The following is a 24,833-nucleotide window of genomic DNA, read 5'->3' as shown; positions in this document are numbered from 1 at the left end:
CCGCTCACCTTGCAGGCCGCATCGCGACGCCATGTATCGGCTGCATGCCATCGCATGCGGTGCTGGCGTCGTTCAACGCGCCGGCGCCGCCTTCTTGCCCTCGGCAGCGGCGTCCTTTTCGGCGTCAGGCGCCGCTGCCGCGGCACCCGCAGCGGGCTTGCCGGCCATCATGCGATCGCGCGCAGCCTTGAACGGGTTGCCGGCATACCAGTTGGGCCAACGCTGGCCGGCGGCCACCTCCTTGCCCACGCCATACACCGCCTGCAGGTCTTCGATGGTGCCATCGAGCTTCCAGCTGGCCGCATCGTATTCGTCGCCCGGGGCGTGATAGCGATTGCGCCCATAGTCTTCGGCAGCCGCGCGCCCGGCCGCAGTACCGCCCTCGCGCAGGTCTTCGCCGCCATCGGCATATAGCGCCGGCACACCGGCCTTGGCGAAGTTGAAATGATCCGAGCGGAAATACGAGCCGCTTTGCGGCGTGGCTTCGGCATGCAGGGTGCGGCCCTGCATCGCGGCGATCGGCTTGAGGATGTCTTCCAGCTCCGAACTGCCCATGCCCACCACGGTGACATCGCGTGCGCGCCCGGCCACCGACATCGCATCCAGGTTGATCACCGCCGCGATCTTGTCCAGCGGAAAGCTCGGGTTGGCCACGTAGTACTTGGAACCGAGCAGGCCGGATTCTTCCAGCGTCACCGCAACGAACACCACCGACCGCGCCGGCTTGGGATCCTGGTGCGCGAACGCGTCGGCAATCTCGAGAATGCCGGCCACGCCGGTGGCGTTGTCCACCGCGCCGTTATAGATGTTGTCGCCACTCTCGCCCGGATGTTTGCCCAGGTGATCCCAGTGCGCCATATACAGCACCGCCTCGTCGGCATGGCTGGTGCCCGGCAGCACGCCGACCACGTTGCGCGAGGATTTCTCCGCGATCGCGCTCTTCAGGTCCACCGACCAGCTGGCCTTCAACGGCACCGGCTTGAAGCCACGCTTGCTGGCGTCCTTGTAGGCCTGCGCCAGATCCAGCCCGGCATTGGCGAACAACTGCTTGGCGGTCTCGGCGCTGATCCAGCCCTGCACCGGCAGGCGCGGATCGGGATCGTCCTTGGCCGGCAGGTCGTATTGCGGGCCGGCCCAGGAGTTCTTGACCACGTCCCATCCGTAGCTGGCGCCCGGGGTGTCGTGCACGATCAGCGCCGCGGCCGCACCCTTGCGGGCGGCTTCCTCGAACTTGTAGGTCCAGCGGCCGTAGTAAGTCATGCGCTTGCCGTCGAACAGCTTGGCATCGCCGGTGTGGAAGCCGGGATCGTTGACGAACATCACCACCGTCTTGCCCTTCCAGTCCTGGCCGGCGTAATCGTTCCACTGCTGTTCGGGCGCATCCACGCCGTAGCCGACGAACACCAGCTCGCTGTTGTCCAGCTTGACCTCGGCCTGGCCGGTGCGGGTGCCGACCACGATGTCGGTGCCGAAGGCCAGGGTGCGGGTCTGCTCGCCGCTGCGCAGGCTGGGTGCGGTGGCCGCATCGGCGGTGGTTTCCACCATCGGCACGTCCTGGAACCAGCTGTCGCCGTTGCCCGGCTGCAGGCCGATGCGCTGCATCTGGTCGCGGATGTATGTGACGGTCTTCTCCTCGCCCGGCGTGCCGGGGCCGCGTCCCTCGAACTCGTCCGAGGCCAGCGTCTTGACCAGCTCGGCAAAGTCGCCGCTGGTCAGCTCCGGCGAGAAGGCGTGGCGACTGGCCGGCGTGCTGGGCGCGCTGTCGACCGGTGCCTGCGCGGCGGGCGCGCTCGGCGCATCGGCGGGTTCACGCTTGCAGCCGGCCAGGGCCAGCGTCGCGGCCAGGCACAACAGGATCTTGCGGGGCATCGGAACTCCTCGTGCGGCGAAGATCCCCCGATTCTAGGCGCTGGGCCCGTGGTGAGCGCGTCAGTCCTTGGGCGCCACGTCGCTGTCGAAGCTGCGCGCGGTGGCCCCGGTGACGGCACCGATCTTCGCAGTGCGGTGCACGTACAGGCTGACCTCGCGCTCAAACTCCAGCGGGCCATCGACCACCGCATCCGGGCCGATCACCACGCGCGGCTTGCGCGCAGGCTTGAACGAGAAGCTGAAGTTCGGCTTGGTGACCTCGATCCCGCCACGCACATGCGAGCGCACCCCGACGGTAATGTCGCCGTTGACGGTCTCGATGCCCTCGCCGAGCTCGGTTTCCACCAGGCCGATGCTGCCGTTGACGGTTTCCACGCCGCCGCTGATGCGGCTGCCGCGCTCCACCAGCACACTGCCGTTGACCGTCTCCAGCCCGCCGGACACCACCACCTTCTGACCCAGCGTGATCGCGCCATTGACCGTGGAGACATCGCCGGTGCGGGCGTTGTCGCCGATCTGGATACTGCCGTTGACCGTTTCCACGCTCCGGGTCTGCGCGCCGGCGCCGACCTCGATGGAGCCGTTGACGGTGTCCAGCCCGCCATAGACCTTGCCGGCCTCGGCGCTGATGCGGCCGTTGACCTTGCTGATGTCCTCGTCGGCCCAGGCGCTTGTGCAGACCAGGGACAATGCCAGAAGAAGATGCTGGGGCTTCATGCTGAACCTTGCGCGGCGGCGGCTGTCTTGGGCGTGGCGGCGATCACACCATGCTTGGCTACAATCGCGCACCTGCCTGAAGTCACTGGACCTTTCGTTGCCCCTGTCGCCCGCCCCGCGATCGCGCCTGCCGTCCGCCCCCGCCACCAGCCGCTCCCGCGCGTGGCTGGCGGCGACCGTGCTGGCCTGCACGCTGCTGGGCAGCACCGCGGCCGGTGCGCAAAGCCAGCGCGAAACCGAGCGCAAACTGCAGCAGCTGCGCGACGAACTCAAGACCATCAGCGCCGACCGCCGCGAGCTGGAGGGCAAGCGCGGCAACGCCGCCCAGCAACTGCGCCAGGCCGATGAGAAGGTGGCCCGGACCTCGCGTGCGTTGAGCGAGACCGAAACGGCGATGCGCGAGCAGGAACAGCACCTGGGCAAGCTGCAGCAGGACCGTGCGCAGCTGCAGCGCGGCCTGCAGAACCAGCGCGTGCAGCTGGCCGCGTTATTGCGCGCTGCCGACCAGGTCGGCCGCAATGCGCCGTTGAAGGTGCTGTTATCGCAGGACACCGTGGGCGATGCCACCCGCATGCTGGCCGATCATCGCTACGTGCAGAACGCGCGTGCGCAGCGCATCCAGGCACTGACCACGCAGCTGGATGCGCTCACCAAGGTGGAGCAGGACATCGCCAACCGTCGCCAGGCACTGGATGCGGCGCGTGCGCAGCAAAAGGCGCAGGCCGCATTGCTGCAGAAGGATCGCTCGCAGCAGGCGGCAACCGTCGCGCAGCTGGACGACCGCTACAAACAGCGCGCCGAGCGCGAAAAAGCCCTGGGCCAGGACGCCAAATCGCTGGAGCAACTGCTCGCCAACCTGCGCGCGGCCGCCGCCAAGGCCGAGGCCGAACGGCGCGCGGCCGCCAAACGCGCCGCCGCCGAAGCCGCCGCGCAGGCCAAACGCAGCAAGACCGAGCGCCCCGAGCGTCCCGGCAAGACCCCGCCCAAGGTCATCGCCAGTGCGCCGGCGCCCAAGGTCGGCGGCCTGAGCTGGCCGGTGGCGGGCAACCTGCTGGCGCGCTTCAACGCCACCTTGCCCGACGGCCACACCAGCAAGGGCGTGCTGATCGGCGCGCCCAAGGGCAGCACCGTCACCGCGGTGGCCGATGGCACGGTGGTGTTCTCCGACTGGATGACCGGCTACGGCATGATCCTGATCGTCGACCACGGCAACGGCTACATGAGCCTGTACGCGCACAACGACACGCTGTTGCGTGATGCCGGCGCGTCGATCAAGCGCGGCGAAGCGGTGGCCAAGGTCGGCAGCTCGGGCGGGCAGGGCGTGCCGGCGCTGTACTTCGAACTGCGTCGCAACGGGCAGCCGGTGGATCCGTCGAGCTGGTTGCAGCGCCGCTGAGCGCACGCGCACGCTTCGCGTGTGCCGGTGCATGACCGCCGCCATACCTGGCCCTGCCAAGTCAACGCGGATTTACCGCGGCTTCGCGCATAATCCAGGCTGCTCCGTTGCGGGGCGTCTTATCTCTTTGTCGGAGTGCTTCATGCGCGTAGCCGTCCTGTCCGTTGCCCTGTCGCTGGCGTTGTTCGCCTCACCCGGTTGGGCGCAGAAAGCCAGTCCCGCCGCCGCCCAGGCCACTGCGGACGATCCGGAGGCCAACGAAGCCGCCGTCTCCAAGGTGCCGCTGGATGAGATCCGCCGCTTCGTGGCGGTGTACAACGCGGTCAAGCAGGCTTACGTCGACCCGGTCGAGGACAAGAAGCTGATGCACGCCGCGGTGCGCGGCCTGCTCTCGGACCTGGACCCGCACAGCACCTATTTCGACAAGGAAGATGCCGAAGCCTTCGACGAGCAGGCCACCGGCGCCTACGACGGCATCGGCGTGGAATTGCTGCAGCAGCAGGACAACACGCTCAAGGTGATCGCGCCGATCGACGACACCCCGGCCGCACGCGCCGGCATCCGCGCCGGCGACGTCATCGTGGCCATCGACGGCAAGCCGATCGACGCCAGCAAGGCGATGGAGCCGCTGCGCGGCGAATCCGGCAGCAAGGTCGTGCTGACCATCGTGCGCGACAAGGCGCCCAAGCCATTCGATGTGACCCTGCAGCGCGAGACCATCCGCGTGGCCAGCGTGCGCAGCAAGCTGCTGGAACCGGGCTATGGCTATATCCGCATCAGCACCTTCCAGGCCGACACCGGTGCCGACTTCCAGAAGAACCTCAAGCAGCTGCAGGCCGGCGGCAAGTTGCGCGGCCTGGTGCTGGACCTGCGCAGCAACCCGGGTGGTCTGCTGACCTCGGCGGTGCAGGTGGCCGACGATCTGCTCGACAAGGGCAACATCGTCAGCACGCGCGGGCGCATCTCCATCAGCGATGCCAAGTTCGACGCCACCCCGGGCGATCTGCTCGGCGGCGCGCCGGTGGTGGTGCTGGTGGACGCCGGCTCGGCCAGTGCCTCGGAAGTGCTGGCCGGCGCGCTGCGCGACAACCAGCGCGCGCGCATCATCGGCAGCCGCACCTTCGGCAAGGGCTCGGTGCAGACCGTGCTGCCGCTGGACAACGGCGACTCGGTCAAGCTGACCACCGCGCGCTATTACACCCCCAGCGGCAAGTCGATCCAGGCCAGCGGCATCGTGCCGGAGGTGCTGCTCACCCCGGAACCGCAACCGGGCGACGCCGACGTGCCGGCCAGCCTGGCCGACTTCAGCGAAGCCACGCTGCCGGGCCATCTGCGTGGCGATGCCGAAGGCGAGGAGGGCTACAGCGCCGGCGACGTGCTGCCGGGCGATGGCCCGATCGCCTCCGCGCTGGCCGAGCTCAAGCAGCCCGGCTCGGCGGCCAAGGCGCAAGCCGCGCGCAAGGCCAAGGCACAGGCAGCGCAGAAGGCCAAGGCCGCCAAGACCGCGGCCGAGCCCAAGCCGGCCGCCGCGCGCCCGGCCGCGACCGACAAGCCCAAGCCTGCCGACAAGCCGAGCGAACCGGCTGAAAAGGCCAAGCCCGCGCCGCCAGCCGCACCAGCGGCGCCGGCCGAACCGGTCAAGTAATCCGGCCACAGCGCAGCGGGTCAATCACCCGCTGCGCGCCAGGCCCGATCGCTACGCGTCGGCACTGCGACGCCACCTGCACGCATCCCTGGATCACCCGGCCACCACAGCGCCGGCGGGTTTGGACCCCGAGGCGTTTGTAGGAGCGAGCCCGGTCGCGACAAGCCTCGCCAGTCGCACGATCACCACCGCGTCAACCACGCGCTATCGCGCAATCGCCAACGCCTCGGGATTGACCAGGTTGCGCGGCGCACCGGCGGCAAACGCCAGCACATTGTCGAACGCCGCTTCGAAGTACAGCGCATAGCTGTCGCTTTCCACGTAGCCCAGATGCGGCGTCGCCAGCACGCGTGGATGCTGCAGCAGCGGGTCGCGCGGATCCAGCACCGGCTCGCGCTCGAACACATCCACCGCTGCCTGCGCCGGCCGGCCCGCATCCAGCGCGGCCAGCAATGCGCCGGGCGCGATCAGCTCGGCACGGCTGGTGTTGACCAGCAACGCATCCGGGCGCATCCAGGCCAGATCCTGCGCACTGATCTGGTGGCGGGTCTGCGCGGTCAGGCGCCGATGCAGCGACAGCACATCGCTGCGTTCGAACAGGTCCTGCCGGCTGGCGGCGATGTCGAAGCCATCGCGCGCGGCCTGTGCGCACGAGGCCTCGCCGCCCCACACCAGCACCTGCATGCCGAACGCACGCCCGAAGCCGGCCACGCGCTGGCCGATCCGCCCGTAACTCCAGATGCCCAGCGTGCGCCCGTGCAACGCGCGCCCCAGGCCGGGATCGCCCAGCGCCTGCCAGCGGCCCTGGTGCAGCGCGCGCTGGTACTCGCCCAGGCGCCGGCTGGCCGACAGGATCAAGGCCCAGGTCAGTTCGGCCGGTGCCACCGGCGAGCCGACGCCTTCGGCCACCGCCACCCCGAACTCGGTGCACGCGGCCACATCCACATGCGCGCCGACCCGGCCGGTCTGGCTGATCAACTTGAGTCGCGGCAGTCGCCGCAACAGCGTGGCGTCCACGCGGGTGCGTTCGCGGATGAGTACCAATGCATCGGCTTCGACCAGCCGCTCGGCCCATTCGTTGGGGTCGGTGGCCAGCGCGCCCAGCACCTGCACATCGTGGCCGTGCAGGCGCTGCAGGCAGGGCAGGTGACGCACGGCACCCTGGTAATCGTCGGGCACCAGGATGCGCATCAGCGCGGCTTGGTCGGCAACGGGAACGGCGTGACCACCTTGTCGCCGGTGGTGGCATCGCGGATCACCGACTGGCCCTTCTTCTCGACTTCCTCGATGCGCACGATGCTCTGCATCGGCAGGTGCAGCGTCTTGGTGTTGCCGAACTCTTCGCGCAGGCGCTCTTCGGTGGGGTCGACCACCAGCCCGTCGTGCACGTCGAACACCAGCTCGCCGATCTGGTTGAAGCCCCACAGATGGCTGCCGGTGACCTGGCGGGCGTAGAGCTCGTAGACCTTGCCGTGGTTGAGGAAGGTGACTTTGTACAGGGGCTTGGACATGCGGCGATTATAGGCGCGCCACCGCGCAGCGACGCAGCGCGCGGCCGGCGCAACACTGCGCCCCGGTGCGCCTTGCACAATTGCCGCCGCGCTAGAACCCGTGGCGCTTGCGCAGCCGCCGCGCGATCGCCGCGCGCACATACAGCCCGTACACGATGCCGAACACGAACCCGGCGATATGCGCCGACCACGCCACCATGCCGAAGGCCGGGCCGATATAGGCGAACACCACCTGCAGCAGCGCCCAGGCGCCGATCAGCAACGGCGCCGGTACCCGGATGAATTCCAGAAACAGCCCCAGCGGCAGCACCACGCCCAGCTTGGCGCCGGGAAACAGTGCCAGATAGGTGCCGATCAACGCCGACACCGCGCCCGAGGCGCCGATGATCACCCGGTCCGGGGTGCCGATCGCGAAGATTGCCGCCAGATTGGAGGCCGCGCCGCCGACCAGGAACAGCAACAGCAGGCGCCACGGCCCGAGGATGCGCTCGGCCGGCAGCCCGAAGATCAGCAGGAACACCAGGTTGCCGAGCAGGTGCGACCAGTCCGCATGCAGGAACAACGCGGTGAACAGCCGCAGCACGCTGCCGTCGCGCAGCGTCGCCCACCAGTCGCCCAGGTTGGACACGCCGCTGGACAGCGCGCCCCAGTCCAGCCACAGCGTATTGCGTGCCTCGCCGGGCCGGCTGATCGACCACAGGTAGGCCAGCCAGACGGCTGCGAACAGCAACGGCACTGCCCAGCGCGGGGTGGGTTTCTTGCGGGAAGGGAGAGAGACGAACATCGGAGTGGCACTCTAGCGGGTTCACGCTCCTGAACCCATCCCTAACCTGTCCAGACGATCAAAACGTGCTTCGTTATTGTTCGGTTAATTGTGGTGGGTATACTGCGTACGGCGTCGTATGTCGGGGGGGGGTCTCCGGCGCGCTCCAGCAGCCACTTGGCGCTGGGCGCGGGCGCTGTACCGACCACTGCAGTCTTTATCCGGAGAGCACCACCTTATGTCTACCGCTTCCACTCTCAGCCGCGCCACCCTGTTGGCCGTCGGTATTGCCGGCGTACTCGCCGTTGGCCAGGCCCACGGCGCCGCCTTCCAGCTGAAGGAAAACAGCGCCAAGGGTCTTGGCCGCGCCTTCGCAGGTTCGGGCAGCGCCCCGGACGATGCCTCGATCATCGCCAACAACCCGGCCGGCATGCGCCAGCTGGACGGTCGCCTGTTCCAGGCCGACGTCAGCGCCATCAGCTTCTCGGCCAAGTTCCAGCCCGACACCGCCACCTACGCCAACGGCGCCCCGGTCTCCGGCGGCAATGGCGGCGACGCCGGCATGATCGCGCCGGTCCCGGCGTTGTACTTCCACGTGCCGTTCGGCGAGAACGACAACATGCACCTGGGTACCTCGCTGACCGTGCCGTTCGGCTTCAAGACCGAATACGACCGCGACTGGGTCGGCCGCTACCACGGCACCAAGACCGAGCTGCAGGCGATCGACTTCAATGTCGCGTTCTCCTATGACGTGAACCCGTACGTGCCCTTCGGTGCCTCGGTGTTCGCCGAGCGTCTGGATATCGATCTGGCCAATGCGGTCGACTTCGGCAGCGTGCTGGCCGCGCGCCGCGTGCCGGGCTTCGCACCGGGCAGCGCCGATGGCTACTCGCGCATCAAGGGCGACAGCACCGAAGTGGGCTTCCCCCTCGGCGGCCTGTTCAGCATCGACGAGAACACCCACATCGGTTTCAGCTACCGTTCGCAAGTGGATCACAAGATCACCGACGGCGATGCCGACTTCACGGTCCCGGGTGGCCCTGCCGCGGTTCTGGCCGCCGCCGCGCCGGGCACCTTCGTCGACACCAAGGGCCGCGCCACCGTCAGGCTGCCGGCCAGCGCCACCGCCAGCTTCACCCACAACGTGAACGAGCAGTGGTCGATCATGGCCGACGTCACCCGCACCGCCTGGAGCAAGTTCGACCAGGTGACCGTGGACTTCGCCTCCAACCAGCCCGACAGCGTGCTGGACTTCTCCTACCGCGACACCACCTTCGCCTCGATCGGTGCCGACTACCGCATGAGCGAGACGCTGACCCTGCGTGGCGGCCTGGCGTACGACCAGACCCCGACCACCGCCGAGCACCGCGACGTGCGCGTGCCGGATGCGAGCCGCAAGTGGGTCTCGCTGGGTCTGAGCTGGCGTCCGTCGCAGCAGGCCGAATACAACTTCGGTTACACCCACCTGTTCACCAGCGACCCGACCAGCGACACCCGCAGTGCCACGGGCGACCGTCTGGCGGGCAGCTACAAGGTGAAGGGCGACGTGCTGGCCGCTTCGGTCAACTACAAGTTCTGATCGTCGTTGCACCACGCGTGTAACGAAAAACCCCGCTACGGCGGTAATGCTGTTCACTTAGGCGGAGCAGCCTTCCGATCTACCGGATAGCGGGTCTTCGAGATCTTCACCGTCCTTGGCCGGGTAGGCCTTGGACGGTGATCGAGGAACAGGCTCGCGATGCCTGAGCGAAGCTGGGATAAGCGTCTTCCTGTGGCGGAAGCTGGATTGGCTGCGGCCATCACGATGAGTTGCACTGCGATGTACTGGCAAACCGGTTTGAATCGGATGTCCGAAGGCGTTTTGCCAAACGCCTCCGCTGCCTGACCGGCTTCACGTCGAATGATGTTGTAAGCCAGCAGCAACCCCCAGACCTCCTGGTACACCAAGTCGATCTTCTTGCTACGTAAGGTCGTCGCGTTGTGCTGCATCGAGCTTTTGATGTCGCGCAAACTCAGTTCGATTTCCCATCGCTCCTGGTAAAGCAGTGCGACAGACTTGGTGCTGTAAGTGGTGACAGGCAACGAGGTCAGCACCGACTTTCTCTTCCCCTGATGCAGATAGCTCACTTCACGTACGTCCCAGTGCGTGGGAAGCGCTGGATTGCGTTTTCTGGCCTGCGGCGAGACACGCATGCGCAGTAACCGATCATCAGTGCCATAACGCGTGATTTCCTCAGCCACCAGGCCTTTGCGTGCTGGTGTCAGCCAGTGGCGTGCAGTGCCAGTGTTGGCTAGCGAAAGCAACAGATCAGCGCTCCAGAATCCTTTGTCGAACAAGGTGACCGAATGGTCGGGAATGGAGTGTAGAAACGGCTCGCTCAAGCGAATTTCGCTGCGCCGGTACGGACTGAGCTGGGCATTGAGCAAGACATGCGAGCGTACGTTCATCAGTGCAACCAATCGCAGCATGGGAAATGGTGTCTGACGGTCCGTGCTGGTATTACCGGAACCAAAATGTTCGCGCAGTTCTTCAGTGTCTGGCGTCCGCAGCAGCGCGCCATCCACGGCAAAGACCTGCAATCCCTGCCATTCATCGCCTTTGTAGCGTTCGCATCCCCACTGCGCCCCAGTCGTTGCAAACAGGTGGTGGACCGGGTCGGCGCCCAGTCGCGCGCGCGCCTGACTGACACCGCTGCGAGCCAACAGATCTTCTGAGGCCAGCCCTTGTGCGCAGATGTTCAAACGACGTGCGACCTCGTGCACCGGTTCGTCACGGAACAACGCCATGCCCAGGACAAGCCACAACACCTGATCACTGGGAAGACGCCGACGCCGGATGCTGGCCTTGGAAGACAGTTCCAGCGCGCTGGCCACCCACTCCACCGGAATATTCTGCGTAAACGTGCTCAGGTCGGAGAAGTTGAACAGATCGCCAAGGTCGAACAGCTGCTGTTGAAGGGACACAAAAAATCCGATACCAGAGGTCTGATACCAGATTTTCGGTAACTCAATTGCTTAAGTGAACAGCATTACGCTACGGCGGGGTTTTTCTTTGCTGCCTTGTGCGCGCTGCCACGCGCGTCGCAGGCCGGCGGCTGATTGCGGCTGCGCAAGTTCACCCAGCTCCATCGCAGTGGCGTACTGGCTGGCGTGGCGAGCGCGTGGTACATGCTGAGGCGCTGTCTTCTAGGCGCCGCAGCGCTGAAGCATGCAGCGGCGATGCCTGGGCGGAACGCGCCGATCCAGGCCACATACCCCGCATACGCGCTGTGCAGGCGGTAGCGCAGATTGCTATGGTCGTGCGATGAGCCAACCCGACTTCATCCAGATCACCGACAACGCCGTCTCGCGCGAGGATTGCGCGGCGATCGTGCAACGCATGCGCGACAGCCAGCAGCTGCATCCCGGCCGCATCGGTGGCGGCGTGTTTCCCGAACTCAAACACAGCCGCGACCTGCGCATCAGCGGCGTGGCCGAATGGGCGGCGGTGGAAAACCGCCTGCAGCAAGCGGTGTTCGAAGGCGTGCTGGCCTATCTGCGGCACTATCCACAAGCCCTGATCTCGCCGCTGATGCTGCAGGTCACCACCGCCGACGGCAGCCCGCACCGGCTGGTGGCCGAGGATATCGCGCAGATGAGCGACCAGGCGCTGGGCGACCTGGCCCGTACCTGCCTGCGCCCGGGCGCGATCAACCTGCAGTGGTACACCGCCGACCAGGGCGGCTATCCCTACTGGCATTGCGAGCTGTATCCACGCGATGCCAGCGCCGACACGCTGCACCGGCATCTGCTGTGGACGCTGTACCTCAACGACGAGTTCGAACAGGGCGAAACCGAATTCCTGTTCCAGCAGCGCAAGGCCCGCCCGCGCACCGGCAGCCTGCTGATCGCCCCCACCGCCTTCACCCACACCCACCGTGGCAACCGCCCGGTCGGCGGCGACAAGTTCATCGCCACCAGCTGGATCCTGTTCCAGTCGGCGAGTGCCTTGTACGGCGGGGAATAGGGAATCGGGAATGGAGAATCGCAACAGCAGAGCCGCGCTGTTGCGAATCGCTGTCGCCGTTACGATTCCCGATTCCCCAATCCCGATTCCCCGCCCCTAGAACAGACTGCCTTGCGGCGACTGCGGCACCGGCTTGGCCGGCGGAGCGGGGCGGCGGAACTTGGTCGTGTCCAATGCCGGCATGTCGCGTGCGTCGAAACCGCTGCGGCGGTGGGCCAGGGCGAAGCGGCGTGCCAGCAATTCCGCGTAGACGCCCTGGCCGCGCAGGCGCGTGCCGAAGGTACTGTCGTAATCCTTGCCGCCGCGCAGTTGCTGGATCGTGCTCATCACGTGCCCGGCGCGTTGCGGGTGATGGGTCTGCAACCAGTCGCGGAACAGCGGCGCCACTTCGTGCGGCAGCCGCAGCAATACGTAGCCGGCACTGTGCGCGCCGGCAGCGGATGCGGCCTGCAGGATCGCTTCCAGCTCATGGTCGTTGATCCACGGGATCACCGGCGCGGCCATCACCCCGACCGGCACGCCAGCCTCGTGCAGCGCCCGCATCGCGCGCAGGCGGGCATGCGGTGCGGACGCGCGCGGTTCCAGCCTGGCCGACAGATGCGGGTCCAGCGTGGTCACCGAAAAATGCACGTTGACCAGGCCCTCGCGTGCCAGCGGTGCAAGCAGGTCCAGATCGCGCGTGACCAACGCATTCTTGGTGATCAGCGTGAACGGGTGCCGGGTCTCCCACAGCACCTCGATCAGGCGCCGCGTCAGTGCGCGTTTGCGCTCGATCGGCTGGTAGGCATCGGTGTTGATGCCCAGTGCGATCGGGCTGGGCACATAGCCCGGGCGCGACAATTCGCGGCGCAACAGCTCCGGCGCATTGGTCTTGGCGAACAGCTTGGTCTCGAAATCCAGCCCGGGCGACAGATTGAGATAGGCATGCGAGGGCCGCGCAAAGCAGTAGCTGCAGCCATGCTCGCACCCACGATACGGATTGACCGATTGCGAAAAGCCGATGTCCGGCGATTGATTGCGGCTGATGATGCTGCGCGCGGTTTCCTCGGTGACCTGGGTACGCAGCGCCGGCGCGGCGAACTCCTCGCCGTCGTCGGCGTACCAGCCATCGTCCACCGGTTGTTGGGTGATGGTTTCGAAGCGTCCGGGCAGATGGCCGGTCGCACCACGGCCCTTGATCGCAGTTGCCATCGCGTCATCGTACGGCCGGCGGGTCTCAATCGATGCGACCAGGGGCGCGCCACGATGAAGCTTTCAGACCCGGCGCGGCAATCGTGTTGGCCGCATGGTCATCGCGGCGGTGCGTGCGCCCCGTAGAATCCGCGCATGCTCGCATCCGTACAGGGCGCGTGGGATCGGCTGGCCACCATTCCCCACCTCGAAGCGCTTCTCCTCGCCGCCTACGTGCTGTACCTGCTGTGGATCGCCAGCTGGATCGTGCTGCAGAAGCGCGAGCCCGTGGCCACGCTCAGCTGGGTGCTGTCGCTGGCGGCGCTGCCATACCTGGGCCTGCTGATCTACTACTGGCTCGGCCCGCAGAAGGTCAAACGCCAGCGACTGCGGCGCGGCCGTTCGCGCTCGGGCATGGAGAGCTATAGCAGCGTCTGCCCGCCGGATGCGGACTGCACCGAGCTGGCCAAGATCGCCCAGTCCACCACCGGGCTGGCCCCCAGCAGCGCCACCGAGGTGCACTGGCTGGTGGATGGCGCGGCCACCTATGCGGCCATCATCGAGGCCATCCGCGGTGCGCGCGACCATATCCATCTGCAGTACTACATCTTCCAGCCCGACCACAGCGGCACCGCGATCTGCGATGCGCTGATGGAGCGCGCACGCGCCGGGGTCAAGGTGCGCCTGCTGATGGATGCGGTGGGGTCGTCGGCGATGACCCGGCGCAGCTTGCGCACGCTGCGCGCGGCCGGGGTGGAGACTGCCTGGTTCCATCCATCCCAGCTGCTCAAGCCGTTCAAGCGGCCGTGGTTGAACCTGCGCACCCACCGCAAAGTGGTCGTGGTCGACGGCAGGATCGGCTTCACCGGCGGCATCAACGTCACCGACGAAGAGAACGAGCAGGTCCGCAGCGATGCCTACCGCGACCTGCACATGCGCCTGCAGGGCCATGTGGTGCGCAGCCTGCAGCTGGTGTTCCTGGAAGACTGGCTGTACGCCACCGGGCAGGGCCGCGCTGCCTTCCACGGCCAGCAGCTATGGCCCGAAGATGTGCCGAGCCGCGCGCAAGGCGATGTCGACGCGCAGGTGCTGATCTCCGGGCCGGATTCGTCGTGGGAGTCCATCCACCGGCTGATGGTCGCTGCGATTCACGAAGCCCGGCATCGGGTCTGGCTGGTCACGCCATATTTTGTGCCAGGCGAGGCCGCGCGCATGGCGTTGACCTCGGCCGCACTGGGGGGCCTGGACGTGCGCCTGCTGGTGCCACGCGTCAGCGACTCGCGCCTGGTCACCTACGCGGCGCGTTCGTATTTCGACGAGCTGCTCGAGGCCGGCGTGCGCATCTACGAATACGGCCCGCGCATGCTGCACACCAAGGCGTTGCTGGCCGACGACGATGTCTGCATCGTCGGCAGCGCCAATTTCGACAGCCGCAGCTTTCGCCTGAATTTCGAGTTGTCGATGCTGTTTCGCGACCAGGCGGTGGCCGCCGAGCTGGCCGGCTTGATCGACGCCGACCTGCAGCAGGCGCAGGAAGTGCGCTTCGTCCGCCACCGGCCGCTGTGGCGCTCGCGGCTGCCCGAAGCCTGCGCGCGGCTGCTGTCACCGCTGCTCTGAGCCGCATCGCCGCGCCCACGTGGAACCGTGCCGGGCGCGGCGCTACACTGCCGCCACTGATCGGGGAGCTCGTCATGCACTGGCTGTTTCTGCTTATGGCATTGGGTGCGCTGGTGCTGGCCTTCAGCACGCCGCACGTGTGGTTGCTGGTGGCCTCGCTGCTGGTGGCACTGCTGTTGCTGTTGCTGTGGACGCGCGGCTGGTTCGCCTCGCGCATGGGCGATACCCAGCGCGATACCAGCAGCCTGATCGACCCGGTCGAGCTGCGCCGCCTGCGCGAGATCGCCGAAGCCCGCAAGGCGGCCGCCCTCAACGCCACGCGCGACGGCGAGCCGCAGGCCTGAGACCGACGCAGTGACCACCCAGCTCAGCGTCAACGTCAACAAGATCGCGGTGTTGCGCAATTCGCGCGGCGGCCACGATCCGGATGTGGTGCAGGCCGCACGCACCTGCATTGCCGCCGGTGCGCACGGCATCACCGTGCACCCGCGTCCGGACCAGCGGCATATCCGCGCCGACGATGTGCTTGCGCTGAGCGCGCTGACACGCGAGCACGGCGTCGAATTCAATATCGAAGGCAACCCGTTCGCGCCACCGCGCGACGGCTATCCGGGTCTGCTGGAATTATGTCGTGCCACCCGCCCCGAACAGGTCACCCTGGTACCGGATGGCGATGGACAGCTGACATCCGACCACGGTTTTGATTTTGCCCAGGACACCGCCCACCTCGCCACGCTGATCGCCTCGTTCAAGGCGATCGGTGCTCGCGTCAGTCTGTTTGTCGATGCCGACAATCCCGCTATCGCGCAGGCGGCAGCACTCGGTGCAGACCGCATCGAGTTGTACACCGGCCCGTATGCGCAGGCGCATCTGAGCGGCCAGCCGGATGCTGCATTCAAGCTGTTTTCCGACGCAGCGCAACGTGCAGCTGCTGCAGGTCTGGGCGTCAATGCCGGACACGATTTGTCGCAGGCCAATCTCGGTGATTTTCTGAGCGCTGTCCCCGGTGTGCTCGAGGTTTCGATCGGTCATGCATTGATCAGTGAGGCCTTGTATCAGGGCCTGGACACAACGGTGCGCGCCTATCTGGACATACTGCGCGGCGCATCGATCAGCGCTTGAGATAATCAAGTCGATTATGTCAATGCGTTACTTAGTTATCGGATATTGAATCGGGGCAGGGTCTCTGCCCCGATTCAATCGTTATCGATGACTTACAGCTGATTTACCAGGCTGGTTAATCACCCATTTACTGCACAAAACTGATGCGATCCACCTGCGCATTCTTGGCTGCAGCCAGCACCTTGGCCATCACCGCGTATTCGGCATCCGCACTGGCGGCGATGCGCAGCTCTGGCTGATTGCCGGCTGCCTGGCGCATCTGTTCGATCAACCTGGGCTGCAATTGCTGCAGCATTATCGGGCTGGCATTCCAGAACACTTGCCCGCTGGCGTCCACACGCAACGCGATCGGTGCAGGCGGCTCCATGCGTGACTGGGCCTGCTCGCTGCGCTGTGGCAGGTCCATCGTGATTGGCCGCGCCAGCATCGGAGCGGTGACGATGAAGATGATCAACAACACCAACATGACATCCACCAGCGGTGTGACATTGATCTCCGCCAGCGGTCCCCGATTGCCTGCTGTACTGAAAGCCATGACTGCCTCCTGTGCGATGAGCGTGGGTGCTGCACGGTCGAGCATACACCTGGTCGGCAGTGAGGGAAGGGCAGGGCAGACGCCTCTGGCGGGCCAAGCCCCGAAGCGTGCCGTTGCGACTTGCCGCTGCAACTCCGGCGGTTTGCTTGCGCGGACGACCTGAGGGTCACTGCATGCATCACTCGTCCGGTGCCTGGGAAACGGATACCAACGTCCTGGCAAACAGCCGGCCGCATCCGTGCGTGTCGAACATAGCGGCAGCAAGCACCCGATTGATCGAGCATAAAAAAACGCCACCGTTTCCGGTGGCGTTGCAGTCGCGTCATGACTGTTGTGTTGCGGTCTTGCGATGTCTTACTGCATGAAGCCGATTTTCTTCATCTGCGAGTTTTTCGCCGCAGCAAGGACCTTGGCCATCACTTCGTACTCCGCATCTTCATTGGCGTCGATGCGCAGTTCCGGCTGATTGGTCGGATCGGCCTGCACCACTTCTTCCATCTTCTGCTGCAACTGCGCGACCGGGGTCGGGCTGTTGTTCCAGAACACCTGGTTGCTGGCGTCGATCCGCAACTCGATCGGCGGCGGCGGTTCGGTCGTCTGCGGTGGCGGGTTGAGTACCCGCTGCGGCAGATCCACGGCGATCGGGTAGGTCATGATCGGCGCGGTCACGATGAAGATGATCAGCAGCACCAACATCACGTCCACCAGGGGCGTGACATTGATGTCGGCCATCGGGCCGCGGTTTCCACCGGTACTGAATGCCATGGCTTACTGCCCCTTCTCTTTGGTTGCGACGAAGCCGACGTCCAACATGCCCTGACCCTGCGCGATCTTGGTGATCTCGTTGATCGTACGCATCTTGGTCGTGCGGTCGCCACGCAAATTGAGCGGCGGCTGCGGTGTCTGCTGTGCGGCGGTGGACAGGCGCGATTCCAAGGCTTCCTTGGAAATCGGCTCGTCGTTCCAGTACAGCGACCCGTCTTCCTTGACGGCCAGGGTGATCGGCGCGGCGCGTTTCTCCGCATCTTCCTTCTGGATCAGGTTGGCCTCTGGCAGCTCCACCTTGACCTTATGGGACATCAGCGGTGCCGTAATGATGAAGATGATCAGCAGCACCAACATCACGTCCACGAGGGGCGTCACGTTGATGTCGGCCATCGGGCCACCGCTGTTTCCACTACTGAAGGCCATAACGGGCTCCGTCTAAATCGTTGCGAAGTCGTTCTTTACTACGGATTAGCGAACGCGCGAACCAGTGGCGAAGAAGTCGTGCAGGTCGTGGGCAAAGGTGTCGAACTTGGCGATCACCGAGCTGTTGACCTTGGAGAAGAAGTTGAACGCGAACACGGCCGGGATTGCGACGAACAGACCGATCGCGGTCATGATCAGCGCTTCACCCACCGGGCCGGCAACAGCGTCGATGGAGGCCGAACCGGTTGCACCGATCTTGATCAGCGCGCCGTAGATGCCCCACACCGTACCGAGCAGACCGACGAACGGCGCGGTCGCACCGACGGTGGCCAGCAGGGTCATACCCGACTGCAGCTTGGTGCTTTCGCGGGTCACGGCCTGACGCAGGGCGCGATCGACGAATTCCGAACGGCTCAGGCTCTCGCCCAGACCACCGGTGCTGCCTTCGGCGCGCTGGTGGTGAGCCGCAGCCTGCGCTGCGTCCAGTGCGATCTTGGAGAACGGCTCGGAAGCCGGCTGCTCTTCCATGGCACGGATGGCGTCCTGTGCATTCGGGGCATCCCAGAACGCGGTGGTGACGCGGTCAGCCGCGCTCTTCAGACGGGTGGCACGGAAGATGTTGATGACGGTCCAGTACCAGGAGGCAGCGGACATGGCGATCAGGGTGATCAGAACGACCCAGGACACGGCGAAATCGCCGGGGCTGGACGTCATTTCAGTGATCAAGTGCTCGAAGCCCATCTGCGACAGGGCGGCCGACGGATTGGAGCCCCCTGCAGCGGCGGCGATAAAGAATTCCTGCAGCATGACGCTTACCTTTGTTGTGTGTGGTGATGAAGGGTGGAGCGAAAGGAAGACAGGATCCTGGGCCGACCGTGGTCGGCCCGTGGGATCAGTTCAGAGCAAAGTTGACCGGGACGCGGACACGTCCGGCGGCTTTCTGCCCGTTGACAGTGGAGGCGTTGAACTTCCACTTGCGTGCTGCGTCCATCGCGGCACGGTCAAGGTCGCGGTTGCGGCTGGACTTTTCGACCGACACATTGGTCACGTTGCCGCTTGCATCCACATCCACGATCAGGATGACCTCACCTTGGACACCGGCACGGAATGCAGCCGGCGGGTACTTCGGCGGGTTCATGTTCTTGGACGAGATATCGACACTGGCGCCGATGTCACTCGGCGGTTGCGGCGGAGCCGGCGGGCTCGGCGGCGTGACGATATCGCTGGGACGCGGTTCGGGAACATCGACAACCGGAGCTTCCGGCGGCGGCGGAACCGGTGACGGCTTCGGCGGCGACAGATTCTTGACCGGCGGTGGCGGCTTGTCTTCCGGCGGCGGCGGCGGCGGCGGCGGCGGGGGAGGAGGCGGTGCATCCACCAAGGTGACCATGGTGGTGCGCTCCTTCTCTGCCGGAGCCTTCGGCGCCACTGCAGGGATCAGCAACATCATCAGTGCAGTGAGGTGCAAGGCAATTACGAAAGCAATGCCGATAATGCGGGCCCAGCTCAGACCCTGGTTCCCGGCATCATAGTCATGCCTGTGGATAACGAGTTGTTCCGTCATGCGCCAATGGCTCTTTCAGTGGGGGCCCCGGATCACTGTGATGATCCCCAGGTTTTCGGACGGCTTTGACACCGCAGGAACCCCCAAGCTTATACCAATCCCGAGTCCTGTAACCACTAAAAACACAGGGATTTCGGGGGTTTATTTTCTTTTTTACTTCAGATTGATGATCTTCTTGGCGTCATCAGGTTTTTTGACACCCTTGGCGATTGCCTGCTGCGCGGCCTGCTTGGCCTCCGGGATGCGACCTTCCGAATGCAGCACCTTGGCCAGATTCAGATAGGTCTCGCCGTCCTTGGAAAGCGGTGCGGCTTTTTGCCAATTCTCGATCGCCTTGGGCACGTCTTCGCTGTAGTAATACGACTGTGCGAGCGCAAGGTATGTCTGATAATCGGGTTTAAGGATGCCTTTTTGCATACCTTCATTGATGACCGCGATGACGTCCTTTTCCTTGTTTTCGGTGTTGGCGTAGATGGAATACAACTGCTTGTACTCCTTTTCTTCGGTCAACTGCCCGGCAGCGCGCAGCTTGTCCATCACTGCGGCGGCCTTGTCCATCTGGTCGGCCTGCATATACATGCTGGCCAGGTTGAGCTGGGCCTTCTTGTCGTTCGGCGTCTTGGCGGCGAGCGCTTCGGCAGCAGCCACTGCTTCACCGGTCTGGCCGGCTTCGGCGTAGGACGCCATCAGCAACTGGTTCCAGGTGTCCTTCGGCTCGGGCGAGGCGGCAATGGCCTGCTTCAGCACCGGAATGGCTTCTTTGTAGCGCTCGGCCTGGTACAGCGCCTGGCCCTTGAGGATCAGGTCTTCCGGACGCTGCGACTTGCTCTCTTCCAGATACTTGTCCAGCGTGGCCAAGCCTTCGGCCTGCTGGTCGTCCTGCATCTGCAACTGCGCCAGCATCAGCATCGACTGGAACTGGCCGTTGTTGTCCAGCGCATTCAGGCCGATCGCCTGCTGCAGGTACTTCTTGGCAGCGGCGGTGTCGTCCATGTTGTACGCCGCCTGGGCGGCCAGCTGCGAGGCCAGTGCCTTGTCGGCTTCATTGGCCGAGCTGTTGGCGAGGATCTCGTCGGCCTGGGTGCGCACGGCCGGGAAGTCTTCGCCCTTGTTGAAGGTTTCGATCAGCTTCTGCAGCTTGCTGCCCAACTTGGACGAAGGCTTGATCGTCGGCGCGGCGCGGGTGGACTGCGGATACAACTCTTCGGCCTTGCCGCTGTTCTTGGACTTGCGGCTGGCGCGCTCGGACGAACGATCCGACTGCGCAACAGCATCAGTGACGACAGCCCCGCCCAGGGACGCGGCGATGAACAGGGACAACAGGGCTTGCTTGCGGTTGAGCAGTTTCATGTTTCACCTCGGACGAGCCGCCGTCGGGCGGTACGAAAAGCGGAATAAACGCTGTACGAAAAATCTGAGCCGGCAAACTTAGCAGAAAGTCTCAGTTCCCGAAAACGGTTTCCATGCTGTGTTGCGACATTCGGTACGTAAGCGCTGCGAAATCAGCCGCAACGCGGCACGCGCCCGTCCTGTCGCGCCTGCTGGTAAACCGGTTCGAGTTGGTTGACGTCTGCCTGTAGTTCGCGGATGCGATTGGCGGGGTCGGGGTGGGTGGACAGCCACTGCGGCTGGCGATTGCCGCTGGCGGCCATCATGTTCTGCCATAGCGTGACTGCCTGGGCAGGGTCGAAGCCGGCCTGGGCCATCAGGCGCTGGCCGACCACATCGGCCTCGCTCTCCTGCGTGCGTGAGCCCGGCAGCAGGAACACGGTCTGGGCGGTCATCCCGCCGACCTGGTTGATGGCATTGGCCGCGCCGTCGCCATAGGCCGCCCCGGCAAGCGCGCCGATGATGCCCAGGCCGGTCTGCGCGCCGAGCTGGCGGGTGATGCGCTCTTCGTGATGGCGGGAGATCACATGGCCGATTTCGTGCCCGAGCACGGCGGCCAGCTGATCCTGCGTCTTGGCGACGGTGAAGATGCCGGTGTTCACGCCGACCTTGCCACCGGGCAAGGCAAAGGCGTTGGCTTCGTCATCGACAAACAGCGCGGTTTCCCAACGGGTTTCTCGCCACTGCGGCGGCAGCTGCGCCACCAAGGCGTTGACCACGCACTGCACGTAGGCGCTCTGCTTGCCATCGGTGCTGACTTTTTCCTTGGCCTTGGTCTGCGCGAACGACTCGGCGCCGAGTTTGTCGAGCTGGTCCTGCGTGACGCCTCCCACCACCTGTCGGCGGCCGGTCGGCGAAGTTGTGGTGGCACATGCCGCCAGTGCAAAGACGGCAACAACGATCAACAGCTTGGCTTTCATCCAATCCCCCTTGAACCCTGGGGACATTTTGGCAGGCTCGTCTTAACTTTTCGTCAATCCGCTCAGCCGACGCCAAAAAAGTACAGCGCCGCCAGGGCGGTGGCATTGTTGACGCCATGCGCCACGATCGGTGCCCACAGCGTGCCGGTGCGCCAGTACAGCCATGCGAACGCCGCACCCATGCTGCCGTAGACCAGCCACAGTTGCGCGATGGCAGCCGGGCCGTTGCCACTGACGCCGGGCACTTCGTGCACCAGCGCAAAGATCGCACTGCTCAGCGCAATGCCCAGCCAGGGCCGGCCGGCGGCGAGCAGGCGGCCGAACAAGACGCGTCGGAACAGCAACTCTTCGTACGCCGGGGCGATCGCCACGGCAAACACCACCAGCGCCAGCGGCCATTGCTTGATGGCTTCTTCCATCAGCGGCAGGTTGGTCGGCACCGGTTTGATGCCCAGCGCGGACGCCGCGACGCTGACCAGATTGCTGAGCAGGAACACGCCAACCGCGATCAGCGCGGTCCAGCCCCAGGTGGAGGCACGCCTTGCAGCGGCGCGCGAGGCCCGGTGTTCGTCTGCGCTGGCTCGGCGGCGCCAGTAGTACAGCAGCAGCGCCGGTGATGCTGTACTGACCAGTGCGGTAAGCAGTTGCACCAGCACGCCGGGCTGGCCGATCGCGGCCATGATCTCGCTCGAGGACAGCGTCAGGCCCTGCGCTTTGGCGGCCTGCGCGGCACCGACGCCGCGGAACATGCCCCAGAGCGCAAATCCGGCCACGCTCAGCGTCAGCAGCATGCCAGTGGCGATCAGCACATCGATGCCGAAGCCGAGCAATGGCGGCAGCAGCGGGGCGGTGCCGGCGGCCGGCGTCGGTACCGGCCTCGGGGAAGGATCTGCGCTCATCGTCGTCCTGAAAAAACCGCAGGCGTCGGCGCAGCGCCTGAGCGATGCGCCGACGGGCGACGGTGGCTCAGATGTCCAGGTTGGACACCTTCAGCGCGTTGTCCTCGATGAAGTCGCGGCGTGGCTCGACCACATCGCCCATCAAGGTGCTGAAGATCTGATCGGCGGCCACGGCATCTTCGATCCGCACCTGCAACAGGCGACGCGTGTCCGGATTGACCGTGGTTTCCCACAGCTGTTCGGCGTTCATTTCGCCCAGGCCCTTGAAGCGCTGTACCTGGCGGCCGCGCTTGGCCTCTTCCAGCAGCCAGGCATGCGCCTGGGCGAAGCTGGTAATCGGGTGGGTCTTGTTGCCGCGCACGATCTGCGCGCCTTCGCGCACCAGGTCGTGCAGGGCCAGCGAGACCTCGCGCAGCGGACGCAGCTCGCCGCTTTCGAACGCGCCCATCGGCAGCACCTGGGTGAATTCCTCGCCCATGTGCCTACGCACCGCCACCAGCGACGCCGAGGCGCCATCGGTAGCCGGGTCGAAACGCAGCTGGTAGCGCGCCGTGCCCAGGGTGCCGCGGTTGAGCACCGCCTGCAGCGCATCCAGGGTGGGATGCACCTCGCCTTCGGCCTGCAGCTTGTCCACATCCAGCGGCGGCAGGTCGATCAGCGCGGTGAGCAGCGCCGGGTCGTAACGGTGTGCGTTGCGCGCGATCGCCTCGTTGGCGCTGGTGAACAGCATCAACAGCTTTTCCAGCGCCTCGCCGGTGATCGGCGGCTCGTCGGTGGCGGGGATCAGCGCCGCGCCTTCGACCGCGTTGCTGGCCAGGTAGGCATTGAGCGCCGCGTCGTCCTTCAGATACAGCTCGCTCTTGCCCTGCTTGAGCTTGTACAGCGGCGGCAGGCCAATGTAGATGTAACCGCGCTCGATCAGCTCCGGCATCTGCCGGTAGAAGAAGGTCAGCAGCAGGGTCCGGATGTGCGAGCCGTCGACGTCGGCGTCGGTCATCAGGATGATGCGGTGGTAACGCAGCTTGTCCGGGTTGTACTCGTCGCGGCCGATGCCGGTGCCCAGCGCGGTGATCAGCGTGCCGACCTGGTCAGAGGCCAGCATGCGGTCAAAACGCGCGCGTTCGACGTTGAGGATCTTGCCGCGCAGCGGCAGCACCGCCTGGTTCTTGCGATTGCGGCCTTGCTTGGCCGAGCCGCCTGCCGAGTCGCCCTCGACGATGAACAGTTCGGACAGCGCCGGGTCTTTTTCCTGGCAGTCGGCCAGCTTGCCGGGCAGGCCGGCGATGTCCAGCGCGCCCTTGCGGCGGGTCAGGTCGCGCGCCTTGCGGGCGGCTTCGCGCGCACGGGCGGCGTCGACGATCTTGCCGGTGATGGCCTTGGCTTCGTTCGGATTCTCCTGCAGGAACTCCTGCAGGCGCGCACCGAAGGCGTTTTCCACCGCCGGACGCACATCCGAGCTGACCAGCTTTTCCTTGGTCTGCGAGGAGAAGCTGGGGTCGGGCACCTTGACCGAGAGCACCGCGATCATGCCTTCGCGCATGTCGTCGCCGGTCAGCGCGACCTTGGCCTGCTTGGCGATGCCGTTCTGCTCGATGTAGGTGCTAAGCACCCGCGTCAGCGCGGCGCGGAAGCCGGCCAGGTGGGTGCCGCCATCCTTCTGCGGGATGTTGTTGGTGAAGCAGTACATGGTTTCCTGGTAGGCGTCGGTCCATTGCAGGGCCACGTCCACCACGATGCCATTGTGCTCGCCGGTCACCGAGATCACGTTCGGGTGCAGCGGCGACTTGAGCTGCGCCAGATGCTCGACGAAGCTGCGGATGCCGCCCTCGTAGTGGAAATCGTCGCGACGACCGTCGCCGCGCTCGTCGATCAGGGTGATCTTGACGCCCGAGTTGAGGAACGACAGCTCGCGCAGGCGGCGCGCCAGGATGTCGTAATGGAACTCGACGTCGCTGAAGATCGCCACGGACGGCTTGAAGCGCAGCGTGGTACCGCGCTTGGTCGAGGCTTCCAGCTGCTTGAGCGGGTACTGCGGCTCGCCGAGCGCGTATTCCTGCTGGTAGTGGAAGCCGTCGCGCCAGATGTCCAGCCACAGGTGCTCGGACAGCGCATTGACCACTGACACGCCCACGCCGTGCAGGCCGCCGGACACCTTGTAGCTGTTGTCGTCGAACTTGCCGCCGGCATGCAGCACGGTGAGGATCACCTCCGCCGCCGAGACGCCTTCTTCCTTGTGGATGTCGACCGGCACGCCACGGCCGTTGTCGGACACCGCAACCGAGCCATCGACCAGGATCTTGACCACGATGTCGTCGGCATGGCCGGCCAGGGCTTCGTCGACCGAGTTGTCGACAACCTCGAACACCATGTGATGCAGGCCGGTGCCGTCATGGACATCGCCGATGTACATGCCGGGGCGCTTGCGGACGGCTTCCAGGCCACGCAACACGGTGATCTTGCTGGAGTCGTAGGTGCCGTTTGGGGTGGGCGAGGTGTTTTGTTCGTCGGTCATGCGTTTG

At 65.5% G+C, this 24,833-nt stretch carries 23 protein-coding genes; 7 read left to right on the top strand and 16 right to left on the bottom strand.

Features of this window, described 5'->3' with window-relative positions; genetic code table 11:
- Nucleotides 1-72: 72 nt before the first annotated feature.
- Together XARJCFBP2528_RS06105 and XARJCFBP2528_RS06100 are read right to left on the bottom strand one after the other, a co-directional pair.
- Nucleotides 73-1,869 carry a M28 family metallopeptidase gene (locus XARJCFBP2528_RS06105; RefSeq protein ID WP_016901579.1) on the bottom strand — a complete coding sequence of 599 codons (1,797 nt, stop codon included), beginning with the start codon at nt 1,867-1,869 and terminating at the stop codon, nt 73-75.
- 60 nt (nt 1,870-1,929) lie between these two features.
- Entirely contained in the window at nt 1,930-2,586 is a 657-nt protein-coding gene (locus XARJCFBP2528_RS06100; RefSeq protein ID WP_026064112.1) for a DUF4097 family beta strand repeat-containing protein, read from the bottom strand.
- Nucleotides 2,587-2,683: 97 nt separating this feature from the next.
- Here XARJCFBP2528_RS06100 and XARJCFBP2528_RS06095 point away from each other — a divergent pair, with 97 nt between their 5' ends.
- Entirely contained in the window at nt 2,684-3,982 is a 1,299-nt protein-coding gene (locus XARJCFBP2528_RS06095) for a murein hydrolase activator EnvC family protein (RefSeq protein ID WP_016901577.1), read from the top strand.
- A gap of 142 nt (nt 3,983-4,124) precedes the next feature.
- Nucleotides 4,125-5,627, top strand: coding sequence for a S41 family peptidase (locus tag XARJCFBP2528_RS06090; protein WP_016901576.1), 1,503 nt, complete (start codon nt 4,125-4,127; stop codon nt 5,625-5,627).
- A gap of 204 nt (nt 5,628-5,831) precedes the next feature.
- On the opposite strand, the gene XARJCFBP2528_RS06085 is transcribed toward XARJCFBP2528_RS06090, so the two are convergent.
- The 3 genes from XARJCFBP2528_RS06085 to XARJCFBP2528_RS06075 form a co-directional block, all read right to left on the bottom strand.
- Nucleotides 5,832-6,818 (bottom strand): D-2-hydroxyacid dehydrogenase family protein, encoded by a 987-nt coding sequence (locus XARJCFBP2528_RS06085; RefSeq protein WP_016901575.1) that lies wholly within the window; start codon nt 6,816-6,818, stop codon nt 5,832-5,834.
- Nucleotides 6,818-7,138, bottom strand: a complete 321-nt coding sequence (locus tag XARJCFBP2528_RS06080; RefSeq protein ID WP_016901574.1) for a DUF1820 family protein — start codon at nt 7,136-7,138, stop codon at nt 6,818-6,820. Before XARJCFBP2528_RS06080 ends, XARJCFBP2528_RS06085 begins: the two co-directional genes overlap by 1 nt.
- 91 nt (nt 7,139-7,229) lie before the next feature.
- A complete protein-coding gene (locus XARJCFBP2528_RS06075; protein ID WP_024939139.1) occupies nt 7,230-7,922 on the bottom strand; it encodes a rhomboid family intramembrane serine protease in 693 nt (230 codons plus the stop codon).
- A gap of 217 nt (nt 7,923-8,139) precedes the next feature.
- Between XARJCFBP2528_RS06075 and XARJCFBP2528_RS06070 the strand changes: the two genes are divergently transcribed.
- Nucleotides 8,140-9,480, top strand: coding sequence for an outer membrane protein transport protein (locus XARJCFBP2528_RS06070; RefSeq protein WP_047124506.1), 1,341 nt, complete (start codon nt 8,140-8,142; stop codon nt 9,478-9,480).
- A 53-nt stretch (nt 9,481-9,533) separates the two neighbouring features.
- Here the strand turns inward: XARJCFBP2528_RS06070 and XARJCFBP2528_RS06065 are convergent, their stop codons facing one another.
- Complete coding sequence (locus XARJCFBP2528_RS06065) at nt 9,534-10,865, bottom strand: IS4 family transposase (RefSeq protein ID WP_016905121.1); 1,332 nt, start codon at nt 10,863-10,865, stop codon at nt 9,534-9,536.
- A 340-nt stretch (nt 10,866-11,205) separates the two neighbouring features.
- Here XARJCFBP2528_RS06065 and XARJCFBP2528_RS06060 point away from each other — a divergent pair, with 340 nt between their 5' ends.
- Complete coding sequence (locus XARJCFBP2528_RS06060) at nt 11,206-11,907, top strand: 2OG-Fe(II) oxygenase (protein ID WP_016901829.1); 702 nt, start codon at nt 11,206-11,208, stop codon at nt 11,905-11,907.
- A 96-nt stretch (nt 11,908-12,003) separates the two neighbouring features.
- Here XARJCFBP2528_RS06060 and XARJCFBP2528_RS06055 read toward each other — a convergent pair whose 3' ends face one another.
- Nucleotides 12,004-13,098 (bottom strand): PA0069 family radical SAM protein, encoded by a 1,095-nt coding sequence (locus XARJCFBP2528_RS06055; protein ID WP_016901830.1) that lies wholly within the window; start codon nt 13,096-13,098, stop codon nt 12,004-12,006.
- Nucleotides 13,099-13,233: 135 nt separating this feature from the next.
- Between XARJCFBP2528_RS06055 and cls the strand changes: the two genes are divergently transcribed.
- From cls to XARJCFBP2528_RS06040, 3 genes are all read left to right on the top strand, one after another.
- Nucleotides 13,234-14,694, top strand: coding sequence for a cardiolipin synthase (gene cls / locus XARJCFBP2528_RS06050; protein ID WP_016901831.1), 1,461 nt, complete (start codon nt 13,234-13,236; stop codon nt 14,692-14,694).
- A 74-nt stretch (nt 14,695-14,768) separates the two neighbouring features.
- Nucleotides 14,769-15,038 (top strand): hypothetical protein, encoded by a 270-nt coding sequence (locus tag XARJCFBP2528_RS06045; RefSeq protein ID WP_016901832.1) that lies wholly within the window; start codon nt 14,769-14,771, stop codon nt 15,036-15,038.
- A 10-nt stretch (nt 15,039-15,048) separates the two neighbouring features.
- The gene (locus tag XARJCFBP2528_RS06040) at nt 15,049-15,816 is read left to right on the top strand and encodes a pyridoxine 5'-phosphate synthase (protein ID WP_016901833.1); all 768 of its coding nucleotides are present in this window, start codon (nt 15,049-15,051) and stop codon (nt 15,814-15,816) included.
- Between the two features lie 127 nt (nt 15,817-15,943).
- On the opposite strand, the gene XARJCFBP2528_RS06035 is transcribed toward XARJCFBP2528_RS06040, so the two are convergent.
- From XARJCFBP2528_RS06035 to gyrB, 9 genes are all read right to left on the bottom strand, one after another.
- A complete protein-coding gene (locus XARJCFBP2528_RS06035) occupies nt 15,944-16,351 on the bottom strand; it encodes an ExbD/TolR family protein (protein WP_026064173.1) in 408 nt (135 codons plus the stop codon).
- 354 nt (nt 16,352-16,705) lie between these two features.
- Nucleotides 16,706-17,116 (bottom strand): ExbD/TolR family protein, encoded by a 411-nt coding sequence (locus XARJCFBP2528_RS06030; protein WP_011035269.1) that lies wholly within the window; start codon nt 17,114-17,116, stop codon nt 16,706-16,708.
- A 3-nt stretch (nt 17,117-17,119) separates the two neighbouring features.
- Nucleotides 17,120-17,542 carry an ExbD/TolR family protein gene (locus XARJCFBP2528_RS06025; RefSeq protein ID WP_011035268.1) on the bottom strand — a complete coding sequence of 141 codons (423 nt, stop codon included), beginning with the start codon at nt 17,540-17,542 and terminating at the stop codon, nt 17,120-17,122.
- A gap of 45 nt (nt 17,543-17,587) precedes the next feature.
- Nucleotides 17,588-18,349 carry a TonB-system energizer ExbB gene (gene exbB / locus XARJCFBP2528_RS06020; protein WP_005912445.1) on the bottom strand — a complete coding sequence of 254 codons (762 nt, stop codon included), beginning with the start codon at nt 18,347-18,349 and terminating at the stop codon, nt 17,588-17,590.
- A gap of 85 nt (nt 18,350-18,434) precedes the next feature.
- Complete coding sequence (locus tag XARJCFBP2528_RS06015) at nt 18,435-19,106, bottom strand: energy transducer TonB (protein WP_039518127.1); 672 nt, start codon at nt 19,104-19,106, stop codon at nt 18,435-18,437.
- Between the two features lie 153 nt (nt 19,107-19,259).
- Nucleotides 19,260-20,456, bottom strand: coding sequence for a tetratricopeptide repeat protein (locus XARJCFBP2528_RS06010; protein WP_016901837.1), 1,197 nt, complete (start codon nt 20,454-20,456; stop codon nt 19,260-19,262).
- A 152-nt stretch (nt 20,457-20,608) separates the two neighbouring features.
- Nucleotides 20,609-21,415 (bottom strand): M48 family metallopeptidase, encoded by an 807-nt coding sequence (locus XARJCFBP2528_RS06005; protein WP_047124505.1) that lies wholly within the window; start codon nt 21,413-21,415, stop codon nt 20,609-20,611.
- A 62-nt stretch (nt 21,416-21,477) separates the two neighbouring features.
- Nucleotides 21,478-22,314, bottom strand: a complete 837-nt coding sequence (locus XARJCFBP2528_RS06000) for a CPBP family intramembrane glutamic endopeptidase (RefSeq protein ID WP_047124504.1) — start codon at nt 22,312-22,314, stop codon at nt 21,478-21,480.
- 67 nt (nt 22,315-22,381) lie between these two features.
- On the bottom strand, nt 22,382-24,826 hold the full coding sequence (gyrB, locus tag XARJCFBP2528_RS05995; RefSeq protein ID WP_016901840.1) for a DNA topoisomerase (ATP-hydrolyzing) subunit B: 2,445 nt from the start codon (nt 24,824-24,826) through the stop codon (nt 22,382-22,384).
- Nucleotides 24,827-24,833 lie beyond the last annotated feature (7 nt).

This window comes from Xanthomonas arboricola pv. juglandis, assembly GCF_001013475.1.
Classification (GTDB): Bacteria; Pseudomonadota; Gammaproteobacteria; order Xanthomonadales; family Xanthomonadaceae; genus Xanthomonas; species Xanthomonas arboricola.
Note: the sequence above shows the minus strand (reverse complement) of the source record. Positions and strands in the feature narration are given on the sequence as shown.

Coding starts and splice junctions, on each gene's coding strand:
- XARJCFBP2528_RS06105 (WP_016901579.1), bottom strand. CDS start 1,869: ATGCCCCGCAAGATCCTGTTGTGCCTGGCCGCGACGCTGGCCCTGGCC.
- XARJCFBP2528_RS06100 (WP_026064112.1), bottom strand. CDS start 2,586: ATGAAGCCCCAGCATCTTCTTCTGGCATTGTCCCTGGTCTGCACAAGC.
- XARJCFBP2528_RS06090 (WP_016901576.1), top strand. CDS start 4,125: ATGCGCGTAGCCGTCCTGTCCGTTGCCCTGTCGCTGGCGTTGTTCGCC.
- XARJCFBP2528_RS06085 (WP_016901575.1), bottom strand. CDS start 6,818: ATGCGCATCCTGGTGCCCGACGATTACCAGGGTGCCGTGCGTCACCTG.
- XARJCFBP2528_RS06080 (WP_016901574.1), bottom strand. CDS start 7,138: ATGTCCAAGCCCCTGTACAAAGTCACCTTCCTCAACCACGGCAAGGTC.
- XARJCFBP2528_RS06075 (WP_024939139.1), bottom strand. CDS start 7,922: ATGTTCGTCTCTCTCCCTTCCCGCAAGAAACCCACCCCGCGCTGGGCA.
- XARJCFBP2528_RS06070 (WP_047124506.1), top strand. CDS start 8,140: ATGTCTACCGCTTCCACTCTCAGCCGCGCCACCCTGTTGGCCGTCGGT.
- XARJCFBP2528_RS06060 (WP_016901829.1), top strand. CDS start 11,206: ATGAGCCAACCCGACTTCATCCAGATCACCGACAACGCCGTCTCGCGC.
- XARJCFBP2528_RS06055 (WP_016901830.1), bottom strand. CDS start 13,098: ATGGCAACTGCGATCAAGGGCCGTGGTGCGACCGGCCATCTGCCCGGA.
- cls (WP_016901831.1), top strand. CDS start 13,234: ATGCTCGCATCCGTACAGGGCGCGTGGGATCGGCTGGCCACCATTCCC.
- XARJCFBP2528_RS06045 (WP_016901832.1), top strand. CDS start 14,769: ATGCACTGGCTGTTTCTGCTTATGGCATTGGGTGCGCTGGTGCTGGCC.
- XARJCFBP2528_RS06035 (WP_026064173.1), bottom strand. CDS start 16,351: ATGGCTTTCAGTACAGCAGGCAATCGGGGACCGCTGGCGGAGATCAAT.
- XARJCFBP2528_RS06030 (WP_011035269.1), bottom strand. CDS start 17,116: ATGGCATTCAGTACCGGTGGAAACCGCGGCCCGATGGCCGACATCAAT.
- XARJCFBP2528_RS06025 (WP_011035268.1), bottom strand. CDS start 17,542: ATGGCCTTCAGTAGTGGAAACAGCGGTGGCCCGATGGCCGACATCAAC.
- exbB (WP_005912445.1), bottom strand. CDS start 18,349: ATGCTGCAGGAATTCTTTATCGCCGCCGCTGCAGGGGGCTCCAATCCG.
- XARJCFBP2528_RS06015 (WP_039518127.1), bottom strand. CDS start 19,106: ATGACGGAACAACTCGTTATCCACAGGCATGACTATGATGCCGGGAAC.
- XARJCFBP2528_RS06010 (WP_016901837.1), bottom strand. CDS start 20,456: ATGAAACTGCTCAACCGCAAGCAAGCCCTGTTGTCCCTGTTCATCGCC.
- XARJCFBP2528_RS06005 (WP_047124505.1), bottom strand. CDS start 21,415: ATGAAAGCCAAGCTGTTGATCGTTGTTGCCGTCTTTGCACTGGCGGCA.
- XARJCFBP2528_RS06000 (WP_047124504.1), bottom strand. CDS start 22,314: ATGAGCGCAGATCCTTCCCCGAGGCCGGTACCGACGCCGGCCGCCGGC.
- gyrB (WP_016901840.1), bottom strand. CDS start 24,826: ATGACCGACGAACAAAACACCTCGCCCACCCCAAACGGCACCTACGAC.